Source organism: Gemmatimonadaceae bacterium (genome assembly GCA_037721215.1).
Classification (GTDB): domain Bacteria; phylum Gemmatimonadota; class Gemmatimonadetes; order Gemmatimonadales; family Gemmatimonadaceae; genus UBA4720.
Genome location: JBBJNV010000024.1, coordinates 20,848 through 35,342, shown reverse-complemented (window position 1 = coordinate 35,342; position 14,495 = coordinate 20,848). Strand labels below are relative to the sequence as shown.

The following is a 14,495-nucleotide window of genomic DNA, read 5'->3' as shown; positions in this document are numbered from 1 at the left end:
GCTATGACGCGGAAGAACGCAGATGATACGGATGGGCTGCTGATCGGATTGCACGCGGAAGGCGACGGTGGATGAGACGCCCGTGACGGGGGTATTTTGCCGGGATGGACAGCAGAGACCCCCTGACCGGCAAGATCATCGGAGCGGCGATAACTGTATCGAAAGCGCTGGGCAACGGACTTTTCGAATCTGTCTACGAAACTTGTCTCGCGTACGAGTTGACCAAACAAGGGTTTGATGTCTCAAGTCACCCCGCGCTCCCAGTTGTCTATGACGGCCTTCGAATGGAACTGGCTTTCCGGCCTGATCTGATCGTTCACAGGACCGTCATTGTGGAAGTCAAGGCGGTGAACGCGCTGCTCCCAGTGCATCAGGCGCAGCTACTGAACTATCTTCGCCTCTCGAAATTGCGAGTGGGACTACTCATCAATTTTCATTCAGTCCCTTTCTCGGAGGGAATCGTGCGAATGGTATTCTAAGACAGGTTCGTCCATCCTTAACGCAGATGACACAGATGAGCACAGATGAGCACAGATGAGCGCCCATGACACGGATGCGTCCAGATCACGCCCATGCGTCCAGATCACACCGATGCGCTCAGATTACACCGATGGCTGCTAACGGATTGCACGGGGAGGGCGACAGTTGGCTCCGCTTATCAAAAGGATGCTAATGGTCTTTTTAGAAACAGATTTTTCATCCACATCTGTGTCCATCTGTGTCATCTGTGGTTTCAACCCGTAGTTAACGCCCCCTACTCCCACTCGATCGTGGCTGGCGGCTTGGAACTGATGTCGTAGACCACGCGGTTCACTCCGTCAACTTCATTGATGATGCGGTTGGAGATCTGGGCCAGCACATCGTGCGGAAATGGAAACCAGTCGGCGGTCATGCCATCAGTGCTGGTCACCGCGCGGAGGCCAAGTACGTTGTCGTAAGTACGTTCATCCCCCATCACGCCAACGCTGCGCACGGGAAGCAGAACGGCGAAAGCCTGCCAGATCGAGTCGTACAGGCCAGCCGAGCGAATCTCTTCGAGGTAGATCGCGTCAGCTTCACGTAACACTCGCAGCTTGCCACGCGACACGTCGCTGAGAATGCGAATCGCCAGGCCGGGCCCCGGGAATGGATGCCGGCCCACCATCTCCTCGGGTAATCCCAGCTCTCTCCCGACATTTCTTACCTCATCCTTGAATAATTCGCGCAGTGGCTCGATGAGTCTGAACTTCATTCCCGGCTTGAGCCCGCCAACGTTGTGGTGAGTCTTGATGGTGACAGACGGCCCTCCCGTTGGCGACGCCGACTCGATGACGTCCGGATAAAGCGTGCCCTGAACGAGAAACGCAGCGTCGCCGCCGATATCCGCGGACGCCGCTTCGAACACATCAATGAATGTGTGTCCGATAATCGTGCGTTTTTTTTCCGGATCGTCGACACCTTCCAGCGCGAGGAGAAAGCGTTCAGCGGCGTCGATTGTAATCAACCTGATGCCCAGATGCTGCCTGAAGGTCTTCTCTACCTGCTCGCGCTCATGCAGACGAAGCAGGCCGGTGTCCACGAAGATGCAAGTGAGCTTGTCACCGATGGCGCGGTGGACGAGAGCCGCTGCAACAGCGGAATCCACGCCGCCTGAAAGTCCGCAGATAACCCCGGCGTCGCCGACAGTTTGATTGATTTTTGCAATCTCATCCTGTACGAAAGCGCCTGCCGTCCACGTTCCCTCAGCCTTACATGCTCCGAAGAGGAAGTTTGCAATTATTTCTCCGCCTCGAGGAGTATGGGCTACCTCAGGGTGGAACTGCACCCCGAACACGGGTTTGGAAACATGACGAAACGCGCTAACCGGATTACTGGGACTTGAAGCCGTCGCGACATAATCCGTTGGCGGCGCCTCGATATGATCGCCATGACTCATCCACGCAGTCAGGCGCTCTCCACCGGCAAATCCAGCGAACATCGTATTGGATTCTGATATCGTCACTTCCGCCCGGCCGTACTCCCGGCGCCCGCCCCGTTTCACTTCGGCGCCCTCCATTAACGCGATCATCTGCATACCGTAGCAGATGCCGAGTATCGGGGCAATGTCCAGGAGCGCAGGTTCGCCGATCAACGCGTTGTCGGCGTAGACGGAGTTGGGCCCGCCGCTCAGAATGATTCCCGCCGGATTCCATTCCCGGATCCAGGCGATCGATCTGGTAGGCGGGTGAATCTCGGAGTACACACGCGACTCCCGAACCCGACGCGCAATCAACTGGGTGTACTGCGATCCATAATCGAGAATGAGGATCCGGCTCGTCACAGCGTGACGATCTCGACTTCCCTTGTATCCAGGTCGAGTATCGCGGCGGTACAGACTCCCTTTATCCATCCGCAGGCTTCGCCGGGATTCACCACCAGAGCATCGCCACGGACAATCGTTTCCTGGATGTGTGTGTGGCCATGCACTACGAACTCGTGCGATTCGACAGACCGCCGGTTGACCTCGCCGATGTCGTGCACGAGCAGAATGCGATGACCACTTACATCGAAGCTGTGAGGAGACTCATACAGTTCCATCCCCATGCCTCTCGCCGCATGTGCCTTCAGTCCCTCGTGATCTCCATCGTTCCGGCCAAAAATGCCAAGCAATGCAATATTGGTCTCGTGAAACGGTTCGAGTGAGAAGGGTGAGCAGTAATCGCCCGCATGCATCACCAGGGTCACGCCTTTCGCGGCCATCCTCATGATGAGATCGCGAACGGTGGGGATGCGGTCGTGCGTATCGGCCAGCAAACCGACTTTCATGACGCCTCCTGCCATGCCGGTTCGAGGCGTTCGTGGCGAATGAGGTCCGAGTACTGCTCACGCTCGGTCACGATGCCAAACTTGCCGGCGTCGACGAGCACCTCCACTGGACGGGGCCGGGAGTTGTAATTGGAGGCCATCACAAACCCGTATGCACCGGCTGAGTGAATGGCTACCAGATCGCCGGGCGCTACATCGTCCACATCGCGATGAAGACCCATGAAATCCCCGCTCTCGCAGATTGGACCGACTACATCGGCAGTGGTCTTCCGGCCATTAGGGGTGACCGCCGCGATCCTGTGAAACGCGTTGTAGTGCGACGGACGCATGAGGTCGTTCATGCCGGCATCGATGATGATAAAATCCTTTCCGCCACTGCGCTTTCTGTAAAGAACGCGCGTCAGGAGGACGCCCGCATTTCCAACCAGAAACCGACCCGGCTCGAGTAGAAGCGTCATGCCCGTGGGGGCCACCAGTCGCCTGATGACTCGCGCGAATGCAGCGACATCCACCGGGTGCTCGTCATCGTACGACACGGCAAGGCCGCCTCCGATATCGAGGTAGCGCAATTCGTCCGCACCAGCGGCTTCAATCTCTATTTTCAGAGACAGCAATCGTCCCAGGCCGATTTCGTAGGGCTCGAATTGTGAAATCTGCGAACCCACGTGCATGTCGAGGCCGGCGAGGCTGATGTTCTTCATCTGCAGCGCCTCTCTTGCGACCACGAGCGTCTCGTCGAAGGGTATTCCAAACTTCATTCCCTTCTCACCCGTGCGGGTGTAGGGATGCGGTGTGTCTACCATCACTTCAGGATTGACGCGCAGTGCGACGGGCGCGCGTACACCGAGTTTCCCGGCAACTGCATCGAGAAGCGCGAGCTCTTCCTCCGATTCCACGTTGATCAGGAGAACGCCAAGTGTGAGCGCTTCCGTCATCTCTCTTTCGGTTTTGCCGACGCCGCTGAATACAATGTCACTGCCGCCAAAGCCGGCCGACTGTGCCCGGTACATTTCCCCACCGGAAACGATATCGACCCCGGCGCCCAGTCGACGGAGAATTCCCAGGATGGCGATGTTGGAGTTCGCCTTTACGCTGTAGTGGAGCCGGTGCGGCAATCCCTCGAGCGCAGACGAAAGCCGCCGGTATTGCGAGCGTATTCCCTCGACACTATAGGCGTATGCCGGCGTGCCCACCGCGAGTGCTAGCCGTTCAAGCGACACGCCGTCGCAGCAAAGCACGCCATTGGTTGGCGAGAAATGGGATTCGACGACCGCGGCGTGTGGTGAGGGTGGGACGGGGGCCGCCGAGACACTACCCGCCGCGCTCAATATGCTTTTGCCCAGAGCGCTTCATGCATCGACTTCCCGCCACATTTGAGACAGGTGGCCGGTGCATCGGCGGATCGGAACTCTCCGTCGGGTAACACGCGGATAGTCGCCTTGGTCTCTTCCTTGATCGCGAGCTCGCATGCCTCACTTCCACAGAATCCGGCGTAGACGAAAGCGCCATTCCCTTCCATTACTTCGCGGAAGCGGTCGTAGCTGATGTCACCTCGCAGGCTGTTTGCCTCGCGTCTCTCATACGCTGCAACTCGCATATCGGTCTGCATCACACTCAAGAGGTCAGCAACATCCTCCCCGATGGAATCCAGCGTCACGGTGCGCTTCACTCTGTTGTCGCGTCGCACGAGAACGCATTGGTTGGCATCCAGGTCGCGCGGTCCGACCTCGAGGCGCAGCGGGACGCCGCGCAGCTCCCATTCATAATACTTGGCCCCCGGTTTGACACCTACCCGGTCATCCAGATGCACCCGGAGTTTGCCAGTCTTTCGACGCTCCCAGCCACTGAGATCGGCGCGGATCCTGCCTGCCGCTTCGAGCACCCGCGCCTTGTCTTCGTCGCTGCGCCAGATTGGGACGATTACGAGTTCAGTTGGCGCGAGGAATGGAGGTATGCGAAGCCCGCAATCGTCCCCGTGCGTCATCACGAGCCCGCCGATCAGCCGAGTCGATACTCCCCAGCTTGTGTTCCATGCAAACTCCGTGTCGCCATTTTCAGTCTGAAACCTGACCTCGAAAGCCTTCGAGAAGTTCTGGCCAAGATTGTGGGACGTGCCGGCCTGTAGCGCCTTGTTGTCCTGCATCATGGCTTCGCACGAGTAGGTCCGGAGAGCACCGGCGAAACGTTCTGAATTTGTCTTGATACCGGTGACGACGGGCATTGCCATCCACCCCTCCATGAAGTCTCGGTACACGCCGAGCATGCGGCGTGCTTCCTCTTCCGCTTCTGCTTCAGTCGCGTGCGCCGTGTGGCCTTCCTGCCAGAGGAATTCCAGCGTGCGAAGAAACAATCTCGTTCGCATCTCCCACCGCACGACGTTCGCCCACTGATTAATGAGAAGGGGCAAATCGCGATAGCTCTGGATCCACTTCGCAAACATCGCGTAAATGATCGTTTCGGAAGTCGGCCGGATTACGAGAGGTTCTTCCAGTTCCTTTCCCCCGCCGTGCGTGACAACGGCGACCTCAGGTGCGAACCCTTCGACATGCTCCGCTTCCTTGCGAAGAAAACTCTCGGGAATCAGCAGCGGGAAATAAGCGTTCTGATGGCCGGTTTCCTTGAAGACGGTATCGAGGCGACTTTGCATGCGCTCCCATATACCGTAACCGCGTGGCCGGATGACCATACAGCCACGCACGGGCGAATAGTCAGCGAGCTCGGCGCGAAGCACGGTCTCGTTGTACCAGGCACTGAAATCGGCGGCGCGGGTTGTCAGTTTCTTGTCGTCAGCCATTTGTGAGTTATCGCTGTGAATCAATGAAATCTTCGAGCAGCAATGTCTGTTCACTGCCGTCACGAAGATTCTTTATCGTTACTTGGCCATCGCTGAATTGGTCGCGCAGCAACAACACTGCCGAAGCCGCGCCGGCGCTCGACGCTGTCTTCAACTGCCGCGCCAGCTGTTGCGGCTTGAGAGCGTACTCGACACTTCGGCCGTGTCCCCGAAGCCTTGTTGCAACAGACATGACCGAACTGGTGAGGCACTCATGGTCGCCTGCAATCCAGAAATCCGCTCCCGCGGACGTTGTCGGCAGAAGTCTTCTCGAACGCAGCAGATCACCCAGCACGACATCGCCCATTCCAAAACCAAGAGCGGGAAGGTCAACCCCGCCAAGCGTGTTGAGGAGTGCGTCGTACCTGCCACCACCACAAATCGCGCGAAACTCACCACGTGCGTCGAACAGCTCGAAAACAATACCAGTGTAGTACGCGAGCCCGCGCACGATCGAGAGATCGAGTTTTACCCAATCGGACACACCGAGCGCCTGGAGGTGACTGAAATACTCGCGGAGACGATCCACGTGCGGAGCAACTGCTTCGACACCCGCATACGTTTTCGCGAGGTCCTCCAGGCCGGAATGGTTGACGATTACAAGAACCCGGTCCGCCAATGCGGCACCCACGGCACTGGTCATCTTCTCGCGAGACACATCAACTGGTTCTCTGCCAAGCTTGTCGATTACTCCGTAAACATCCGGAAACGAGTCTCCACTCACGCCCTCGGCTGTCAACACCGCCTGGAGCAGACGCCGGTCCGAAACGCGCGCCACAACATCGGACACACCGAGCCCAAGCGAGCGCACCACGTCAATGGCGAGCGCAAGCAGCTCGGCATCCGCCGCCACGCTCCCTTCACCGACAATATCAGCATTGAGCTGGAAGTGCTCACGCAGCCGGCCTTTCTGCTGGCGCTCGTACCGGAAAAGCTGTGGGATGGAGAACCAGCGCACGGGTTTTCTCAGACTGTTCGCACGGGCAGCGACCATGCGGGCGAATGTAGGCGTCATCTCGGGACGCAGAGCGACTTCACGTCCACCTTTGTCGGTAAAGGTGTAGAGCTGGCCAACAAGCTCATCGCCGCTCTTCGCCCGATACAGGTCGAGCGGCTCCAGCGGCGGCCCGTCGTACTCGACAAACGCGTAGCGACGCATCACGTCGCGCCACGCACGCATGATGTGCGCACGCTCGGCGAGCTCACTTGGATAGAAGTCTCTGAACCCGGGTAATGCTGCCTGCGCCATCGGTGGAAAGCTAAGCCTGCAGTAGATGCCACGCCACGAATGACTATCGCAATCGGGCAGAATTTCATGGCGAACACGCCATAGCTTGCCACTCGCGATTTCAGTCATCTCGCATACATTCAGGCTTTCGATTTACGTGGCCACTGCGGCCTCGCCTGTGAGGTTCGGGGCGACGTTGCGACACACCGAGTGGGGGCACCGTTTCCCGAAGCGCGTCCGATCGATCTGCGCCGGCTCGCTACGGTTGACCGCTGGTGGCGCCTGGTTGCGGTATCGTCGCTCGCGGTAGCTGTTGCATGGAGTGTGGCATTCTTCAGCGCCCGAAATCCAAATCAGTTCAACCCAAAGGCGTCCACGCCATGGACTGCTGTTGAGGCGCTCAGCGCATGGGATGGAGAGCCGTACACGGCGTCACTCGTCCTCATGCATTCATACCTGCCGGCCGGCGGAAGCGGTCGGTACGAAGTAGTTCTCTTCCCGGTCTTTTTCGCTCTCGCAACTACACGGCTTGCGAAATCGAGGGCGTGGATTCCCCTCGCCATCACCTTTGGCGTTTTCTGGGTTGTGTGTCTTTATCGCTTTACGACATGGCGATGAATCAGTTAGGGCGGTCAACACGCGATGGGCCAGCCGGACGATCCCGCAGGTGCGCCCGGTAGAACGAACCGTGGCGGCGCACGCTGGCGCGATTAAGCGTCAGAGCGAATCGGCGAGGGTCAGCGCATCGCCAACGGTGTGAAAAGAGCCGGTGACTACAACGCTGTTGCCTTCAGTAACAGCGCTGTGGAGCGCGCGACGGAAATCCGGTTCCGCCGCCGCGGTCCAACCCTGTCCAGTGGCGAACGCTGCCGCATCCGATACGTCCCAGGCCCGCGTATCCGGCGCGCTTGGGGGCTGCGTGAGAACGATGCGGTCCGCTATCCGGGAAAACTGCCGAATCATTGTCTTCCAGTCCTTGTCCCTGAGAATCCCCAGCACGCCGACAATCGGACGCGGCGGGCCGACCGCCGCAAGTGTTCGAATCAGTGCCGCCATGGAGTCGGGATTATGAGCCACATCAAAAATGATTTTGCCGACACGCTGAAAGCGCCCCTGCAGGTGTACGGCTAACAGTGCCGGCGCCGCCTCCCGGGCGATCGTTCCAAACCCGGGTCCGGCTGCATTCAGCATTGTCATCGCCGTGCAGGCATTGGCCGCCTGTTCCGCACCGACAAGCCCCGTTCGAAGATGAACCAGCTGACCACTTTCGTATACGTCGAAACCAGTTCCTTCGAACGCCACGTCGATATTCAGTGGACGAAGCCGGTCCGACCCGCAAATGAGTTCGGATACGCCCACCCGTGCTGCTGCGGCGATGAGGGATTTCCTGGCCTCGTCGGGCATCGGACCAAACACGGCCGGCACGTTCCGTTTGAATATCCCTCCCTTTTCAGCAGCAATCATCTCCAGTGTGTCGCCGAGATATTCGGTATGCTCGACGGAAATTGACGTCACTCCGGCGACGAGGGGTGTGATGACATTGGTCGCATCCAGCCGTCCGCCGAGCCCGGTTTCGATGATGGCAATGTCTACCGCTTTGCTGGCGAAATGATGAAATGCCAGGGCGGTCGTGATCTCGAAGAATGTCGCACCGAGTCGCTCGCAATCAGGTGCCCACCGCGACAAAAAATCGACGACCTCGGCACCACTTATCTCTACATCGTCAACGACTATCCGCTCCCGAAAATCGATCAGATGCGGCGACGTGTAACGACCTACGCGCAGTCCCTTTGCTCTCAGCAATGCATAGAGAGTGGCTACGACGCTGCCTTTACCATTTGTTCCGGCAACGTGAATCGTATCGATTCGGTCATGTGGGTTGCCAAGCAGCGTGAGGAATGCCTGTGTCCGTTCGAGTCCGAATTTTGACGTGGCACCAGTGCGCGCAAAAAGCGTCGCGAGTGACTTCTCATACTCGCTCAGACTGTGTTCCGCTGGTCGATCCTGATCAGGTCGCAGTCCACCCCGACGACGCGGGCTTCCCACTCATGTGCCGCAATAACTGGCCGACGGTCTGCTTGAGGTCACGACGGTGAACGACGGCGTCGACCATTCCATGCTCGAGGAGAAACTCCGATGTCTGGAAACCTTCGGGAAGATCCTGACCGATAGTCTGCTTGATGACCCGTGGCCCGGCGAAACCAATCACTGCTCCGGGCTCTGCCAGAATCGCGTCGCCAAGCATCGCGTAACTCGCGCTCACGCCACCGGTGGTCGGGTTGGTGAGTATGGACACATACGGAATGCGACGTTCGGCGAGCTGCGATAGTATCGCAGCAGCTTTCGCCATTTGCATAAGGCTCAACACGCCTTCCTGCATACGTGCTCCCCCGGACGCCGACACGAGGATAAATGCAAACTTTCTCTCGAGCGCTTTCTGTCCAAGGCGCGCAATCTTTTCCCCCACCACCGAACCCATCGACCCGCCCATGAAAGCAAAGTCCATCACACCCAGACACGCAGGAAGCCCCGCGAGTTGGCCGGTGAACGTCATGATGGCGTCTCCCTCCCCCGACTTTGTGGTCGCCTTCACCAGCCGCTGGGGGTATTCAGGGAAGCCGAGCGGATCGGTGGAATGAATCTCTGTTTCGGTCTCTTCGGTGGTTCCTTCGTCGAGCAGCAGATTCACATACTCGATTGCCCTGATGCGCCGATGATAGTCGCAACTGGGGCACACATTGAGATTGCGGATGAACTTCTCGCGAATGTCCGTGTGGTCGCATCGTTCGCATTTTTCCCAGGCGTCGGGCGGAATTTCGTGCTTCTCGCGCCGCGGCTGCCGGGCCTTCTTCTCTTTACGAAACCATGCCATTGCACGAAATGTGTTCGGCTCGGCACGGGCAGGCAAGGCGGACGGGCCCCGTGGGCAAAGCGTTAGCGCGGCTAAGTCGCTGCGCGGTGGTGCTGATCAGCTCGTCTGGAACGCGGCCTTGCCCCTGCCCTCACCCGAGATACGAGCCAGTATTCCGACCGCCAGCCAGCAAGCCAGCATGAAGGACCCGCCGTAGCTGAAAAACGGCAGCGGGATGCCGGTGATCGGCATGAGGTTGAGCGTCATTCCGACATTTACGAGGACGTGAACAAACCAGCTCGTCATGAGGCCGAACGCAACCAGCGAGCTGAAAGAATCGTTCGCCCGACCCGCGATTCGCGTAATGCGGAGGAAGACAATGAGGAACAGCGTCAGCGCGAGAGTCACGCCGATAAAGCCTATCTCCTCTCCGACCACGGCAAAGATGAAATCGGTGTGTTGTTCCGGCAGAAACGCCAGGCGCTTCTGCGTTCCCAGTGTAAACCCCTTGCCGGAGAAGCCGCCCGAGCCGATCGCGATCTTGGATTGCAGGACGTGGTAGCCGGACGCGCGTGGATCGGACGATGGATCGAGAAACGTCAGCAGCCGGTTCTGCTGGTACGGCGCAAGCTTCTCCCAGAGTATGGGCGCGATGATACCGGTGCCGATGTTGGCAACCATCAACACGATGCCTTCGACAAGGTAAGGCCGGTAATAAAGCACCAATGCAGCGAGCACCAGAAACCAGGCGCCCCACAACCCGGTGCTGAACGCAAGGATACCGCTCACCAGCGGGCTGCCGAGGAGGAGCAGGAGGGGCCAGGAAACGCCCGACCAGTACAGCATTCCGAAGAAGATACCGATGAAGACGATTCCCGTGCCGAGATCCGGCTGCAGCATGATGATCAGCCACGGGACGCCAACAACGAGGGCAGGCTTCCAGAGATCGAGCAGAGACTTTGGCGGTTCCTTGCGCGCGGCAAGGACGTGGGCAAGCATCATCACGACCGTGATCTTTGCCAGTTCTGAAGGCTGGCCAAGCCGTACGCCGCCGATGGCGATCCAGCTCTTCGTACTTGCGGCCGTACCGGCACCGGCACCAATGACGAGGGTGAGCGCGAGGAGAAGCGTGGAAAAAATGTACGCGGGAACGGTCACCCACTCGAGAAACCGCACCGATGACCTGCTGATCCCGTAAGCGCCCAGCATCCCGAAAAGCAGCCAAACAAGCTGAGACTTGTAGACTTTTGCAACCGCGGTGGGTGTATCAGTCTGACCCGCTGAGTAGACCATCGCTACACCGAATAGCGATAGGATGAGCGCGGTAAGTACGAGCGGATAGTCCGCGACAGTGCGTCGCATCACTCGATTTCAGTCGTCGCAATCTCGATTGGCACCGCACCCGTGTAGCGGCCCATGATCTTCGACGCAACGCGCGCGGCCAGCCAGCCATGGTCGCCGAACTCCAGGAAAACAGCAACCAGAATCGTGGGCTTTTCCGCCGGCGCAAACCCGACGAACCACGCATGATCGACGTTTGGGTTTTCACTGTTTTGCGCGGTGCCGGTTTTTCCCGCAATCACCAACCCCTTGATTGCCGAGCCACCGGCAGTTCCGCGCGAGGAGACGACGCCGGCAAGCGCGGTGCGGATCGTAGTCCACTGGTTGGGGGAAAACGTAAGGACTTTTTTACGATCCGGATCCCGCTTCACTAGCGCCGGCGTTGCCGTGTGGCCGTCGGTCGCGAGCGCCGTGTAGAATTTCGCCATGTTCACCACCGTCTGCGAATTCTCGCCCTGGCCAATCGAAAGGTTCAGCGAGTTCGCTCCCGCCGTCCATCCCCGGGGGCCGTACCGCTTGTTGTAATAGGTTCTTACATCCCGAGCTGGAAAACGCGGCTTGTACTCGTTGGGAAGGTCGATGCCCGAACGATCCGCGAACTGAAGGTCGATGCCGCCCCCAACCAGTTTCGAAAGTCCGATCCGCAAGCCGAGCTGATAGAAGTAGACATCGCAGGATTTTTCAATCGCACCCGAAAGCGTCTGATAGCCATGCCCCCGTTTTTCCCAGCAGCGGAAGTATCGGCTGCCATACTGCATACCCCCGTTGCACGGAATGGACATGCGCTCTTCCAGCTTCACCACCTTGTTCTCCAGCCCTATCGCCGCTGTTGCCAGCTTCCACGTGGAAGCCGGCGGATACGTTCCCTGAATGACCTTGTTGAACAGCGGACGCCACGGGTCGGTATTCAGCTCCTTCCAGTAGTCTGCCGGTATTCCACCGGTGAAGCGGTTGGGATCGAAGCTCGGATTACTGTATAGCGCGAGAACCGCACCGGAATTCGGCTCGAGCGCAATGGCGCCGCCGCGAAGCGAGTCACCGAAAACGGAGGCTACGAACTTCTGCAGATCGAGGTCGATGTTGGTCTGCAGCGGCGGCGCGCCGCGAGCGTCCTTGTCAGGCCGCGGCCCCACTCCCTGAACGGCTCGCCCTCGTGCGTCAACCTCATCGTAGCGAACTCCCTCGATTCCACGGAGTACCTTTTCATACTGTTTTTCAAGGCCGCCCCTGCCAACGCTCTGTCCTGGATTGTATCCCTCGTACTGCGGCAGATTGAGATCGGATTCGGAAATCTCTCCGGTGTAGCCAACGAACGACGCGACCAGCGGTCCATCCGGATAGAATCTTTTCGGGACAGACTGAATGATCAGCCTGGGATAGTCGATCCGATGCTCCTCGAGAACCGAGATCACATCGATCGACGCGTCGGCAAGGATCACCGTCGGCCGGGTAGGTGCCCGCCGGTAGCGGCGCACGGCCCGGTTGATATCGGTTTCAGTGAGCTGAAGCGTCGGCTGCAACTGCTTGAGGGACGCGCGGAGGGAGTCCAGACTCGGCGCAGTGATAGAAACCGAATACGCCGGCAGATTCTCTGCGATAATCTGGCCCTTTCGGTCGTAGATGATTCCACGGGGTGCCGGCAGCGGTATGGGCCGCAGCCGATTTTCCTGCGACTGCACAGTATAGGCAGCGGTCTCGAGTACCTGTGCCCGGAAAAACGCGCCCAGCAGGAGGACGAATCCGACTGCCAGCGCAACCGAGCTGAGCCGGGTTCGCCGCGCGATATCATTAGGATGAAAACTCATGTGCGCGCCGGCTCGAGGAGGGGCCGCATGACAAGAATCAGCACCATGCCGGCGACCGCGGTTGCAGCTGCCGATAGCGGAGACCACAGCAGCAGTTGCTGGACAAGCTCGATTCCACCAATTCGGTTCTCAACCACGAAATAGATGACGTCAAAGATCCATTTGCCCAGAAAGAAAAAGAACGCGTTCAGTGCAATGTTGTCAGCGAAGAAGACGGCTTTCAGCCAGGAAGCCAGATACCCCACAACCGTCATTGCGGCCGCTCCGGCTCCCAGTGCGTCAGGGGTAAGCGAATCCGACACAAGACCGAGAGCCAGTCCAATAAGGGCGCCAGCCGCAGGCCTCACGCGAATCGCCGAAAGCAACAGTGCAAGCACGAGAAAATCCATCGGAGCGCGCCAGCCGAGTAGCGGGCGAAGCGTGTAGTGCAGCAGTACCAGAATCAGGAACAACATCGCCGCGCGGAGAGTGCTGGCGAGGTTCATCAGTTGCCCCTCGTAGGGCTAGGCCTCGGCGCCTGTCGTTCCAGTGAATCGCGTCGCAGAGAGTCACGACGTGCGGCTGCCCGACGTATTGCCTCCCGCCTGGCGACTGCTGCGGCACTTGTATCCAGCGGCAATCCGGCTTCTTCATTGATCAACGTATCGGGCATCAGCTCGGGCGGCAGTCCGCCTGGAATCGGGCTTGGCACACCCACTTCGCGGCGGGTGGTATCAAGCGCGGCACGTCGTGCCGCTGCCTCGGCCAACGCCGCGCTTTTCGCCGCCGAATCACCAGACACAACAATCCGCTGAGCTGCGGCCTCGGCAGCGGCAACGCTTGTCCACACGTTCTCAAAGCCTTTGGTTACGCGATCGGTTCTAAGTATCATCACCGCGCCAACGTCTGCTGGCGAAACCGCGGGCTTCAGAAGATATGTACGCGCCCAGCCTTCGGCCGTCTTGACCTCTTCGAGCACCGTTCCGACAGGAATGCCGCGCGGCCACACGCCACCGAGTCCTGAGCTGACAATTAACACGCCCGGCTTGAGCGCGCTTCGGAACGGTATTCCCCGCAGTTCCATCAGGTAGCCTGTCGTTGCGCTGGGGAGATGGGCCTGAACGATCCCGAATGCGGCTCCATCTTCCGACATTGCACTCACGCGGAAATCGGGGTGAGTCCAGATCATGGCCTCGCTCATCGTCGGATCGACAGTGCTGACCATGCCGACGACGCCCTCCGGGGCGATGACGGGACTCAGACGGCGCACCCCTGCATTTGACCCGGAAGTCACCGTCATCGTGGTGACATCCCGGACGCCGCGTCCATGGATCGCCTCTCCCGGAATGAACCCCCACCTCAGTCGCGCGCCCAATCCAATCAGCTGGCGGAGCCGGTCGTTCTCGTTCTCGAGCGAAGCGACGGTCATGGCTCGCAGGGAAACGCTGTCGCGGATCGCGGTGCGCGCATCATCGAGGAGGAGCGAACGGCGGCTTGCCTCCGCCCGCTCCTGGAGCATCACTAGTGGTGCGAGGAAAGTAGTTCGCATCGAGCTCGCCACGGGGTCGCGAAGATTGGGTGGCAACCCTCTCGCCACCAGCGCCAGAACAGCAGCGCCGCCGAGTATGATCAGATCTATGCGGCTGTTGCCAGCCCGGACAGCGCGTGCCACGA

The 14,495-nt window shown here is 59.2% G+C and carries 13 protein-coding genes; 2 read left to right on the top strand and 11 right to left on the bottom strand.

The window, feature by feature from the left end:
* Positions 1 to 104: 104 nt before the first annotated feature.
* The gene (locus WKF55_13195) at positions 105 to 479 is read left to right on the top strand and encodes a GxxExxY protein (GenBank protein ID MEJ7760533.1); all 375 of its coding nucleotides are present in this window, start codon (positions 105 to 107) and stop codon (positions 477 to 479) included.
* A gap of 275 nt (positions 480 to 754) precedes the next feature.
* On the opposite strand, the gene guaA is transcribed toward WKF55_13195, so the two are convergent.
* From guaA to hisS, 5 genes are read right to left on the bottom strand one after another with little or no spacing between them, the layout of a single operon-like run.
* The gene (guaA, locus tag WKF55_13190) at positions 755 to 2,299 is read right to left on the bottom strand and encodes a glutamine-hydrolyzing GMP synthase (GenBank protein ID MEJ7760532.1); all 1,545 of its coding nucleotides are present in this window, start codon (positions 2,297 to 2,299) and stop codon (positions 755 to 757) included.
* Complete coding sequence (locus tag WKF55_13185) at positions 2,296 to 2,784, bottom strand: YfcE family phosphodiesterase (protein MEJ7760531.1); 489 nt, start codon at positions 2,782 to 2,784, stop codon at positions 2,296 to 2,298. Before WKF55_13185 ends, guaA begins: the two co-directional genes overlap by 4 nt.
* Positions 2,781 to 4,112, bottom strand: a complete 1,332-nt coding sequence (gene lysA, locus WKF55_13180; protein ID MEJ7760530.1) for a diaminopimelate decarboxylase — start codon at positions 4,110 to 4,112, stop codon at positions 2,781 to 2,783. The genes WKF55_13185 and lysA overlap by 4 nt, the downstream gene beginning before the upstream one ends.
* The gene (gene proS, locus WKF55_13175; GenBank protein ID MEJ7760529.1) at positions 4,109 to 5,578 is read right to left on the bottom strand and encodes a proline--tRNA ligase; all 1,470 of its coding nucleotides are present in this window, start codon (positions 5,576 to 5,578) and stop codon (positions 4,109 to 4,111) included. Before proS ends, lysA begins: the two co-directional genes overlap by 4 nt.
* A gap of 7 nt (positions 5,579 to 5,585) precedes the next feature.
* Positions 5,586 to 6,974, bottom strand: coding sequence for a histidine--tRNA ligase (gene hisS / locus WKF55_13170; protein ID MEJ7760528.1), 1,389 nt, complete (start codon positions 6,972 to 6,974; stop codon positions 5,586 to 5,588).
* Between the two features lie 81 nt (positions 6,975 to 7,055).
* Here hisS and WKF55_13165 point away from each other — a divergent pair, with 81 nt between their 5' ends.
* Complete coding sequence (locus tag WKF55_13165) at positions 7,056 to 7,463, top strand: hypothetical protein (protein ID MEJ7760527.1); 408 nt, start codon at positions 7,056 to 7,058, stop codon at positions 7,461 to 7,463.
* Between the two features lie 99 nt (positions 7,464 to 7,562).
* Here WKF55_13165 and WKF55_13160 read toward each other — a convergent pair whose 3' ends face one another.
* The 6 genes from WKF55_13160 to mreC all read right to left on the bottom strand — a co-directional run bounded on the left by WKF55_13160 (position 7,563) and on the right by mreC (position 14,493).
* On the bottom strand, positions 7,563 to 8,891 hold the full coding sequence (locus tag WKF55_13160) for a folylpolyglutamate synthase/dihydrofolate synthase family protein (protein ID MEJ7760526.1): 1,329 nt from the start codon (positions 8,889 to 8,891) through the stop codon (positions 7,563 to 7,565).
* Complete coding sequence (gene accD, locus WKF55_13155) at positions 8,854 to 9,717, bottom strand: acetyl-CoA carboxylase, carboxyltransferase subunit beta (GenBank protein MEJ7760525.1); 864 nt, start codon at positions 9,715 to 9,717, stop codon at positions 8,854 to 8,856. Before accD ends, WKF55_13160 begins: the two co-directional genes overlap by 38 nt.
* Before the next feature lie 96 nt (positions 9,718 to 9,813).
* Entirely contained in the window at positions 9,814 to 11,058 is a 1,245-nt protein-coding gene (gene rodA / locus WKF55_13150) for a rod shape-determining protein RodA (GenBank protein ID MEJ7760524.1), read from the bottom strand.
* Complete coding sequence (gene mrdA, locus WKF55_13145; protein ID MEJ7760523.1) at positions 11,058 to 12,842, bottom strand: penicillin-binding protein 2; 1,785 nt, start codon at positions 12,840 to 12,842, stop codon at positions 11,058 to 11,060. The genes rodA and mrdA overlap by 1 nt, the downstream gene beginning before the upstream one ends.
* Complete coding sequence (gene mreD, locus WKF55_13140) at positions 12,839 to 13,327, bottom strand: rod shape-determining protein MreD (GenBank protein ID MEJ7760522.1); 489 nt, start codon at positions 13,325 to 13,327, stop codon at positions 12,839 to 12,841. The genes mrdA and mreD overlap by 4 nt, the downstream gene beginning before the upstream one ends.
* Positions 13,327 to 14,493 carry a rod shape-determining protein MreC gene (gene mreC / locus WKF55_13135; protein ID MEJ7760521.1) on the bottom strand — a complete coding sequence of 389 codons (1,167 nt, stop codon included), beginning with the start codon at positions 14,491 to 14,493 and terminating at the stop codon, positions 13,327 to 13,329. The genes mreD and mreC overlap by 1 nt, the downstream gene beginning before the upstream one ends.
* Positions 14,494 to 14,495 lie beyond the last annotated feature (2 nt).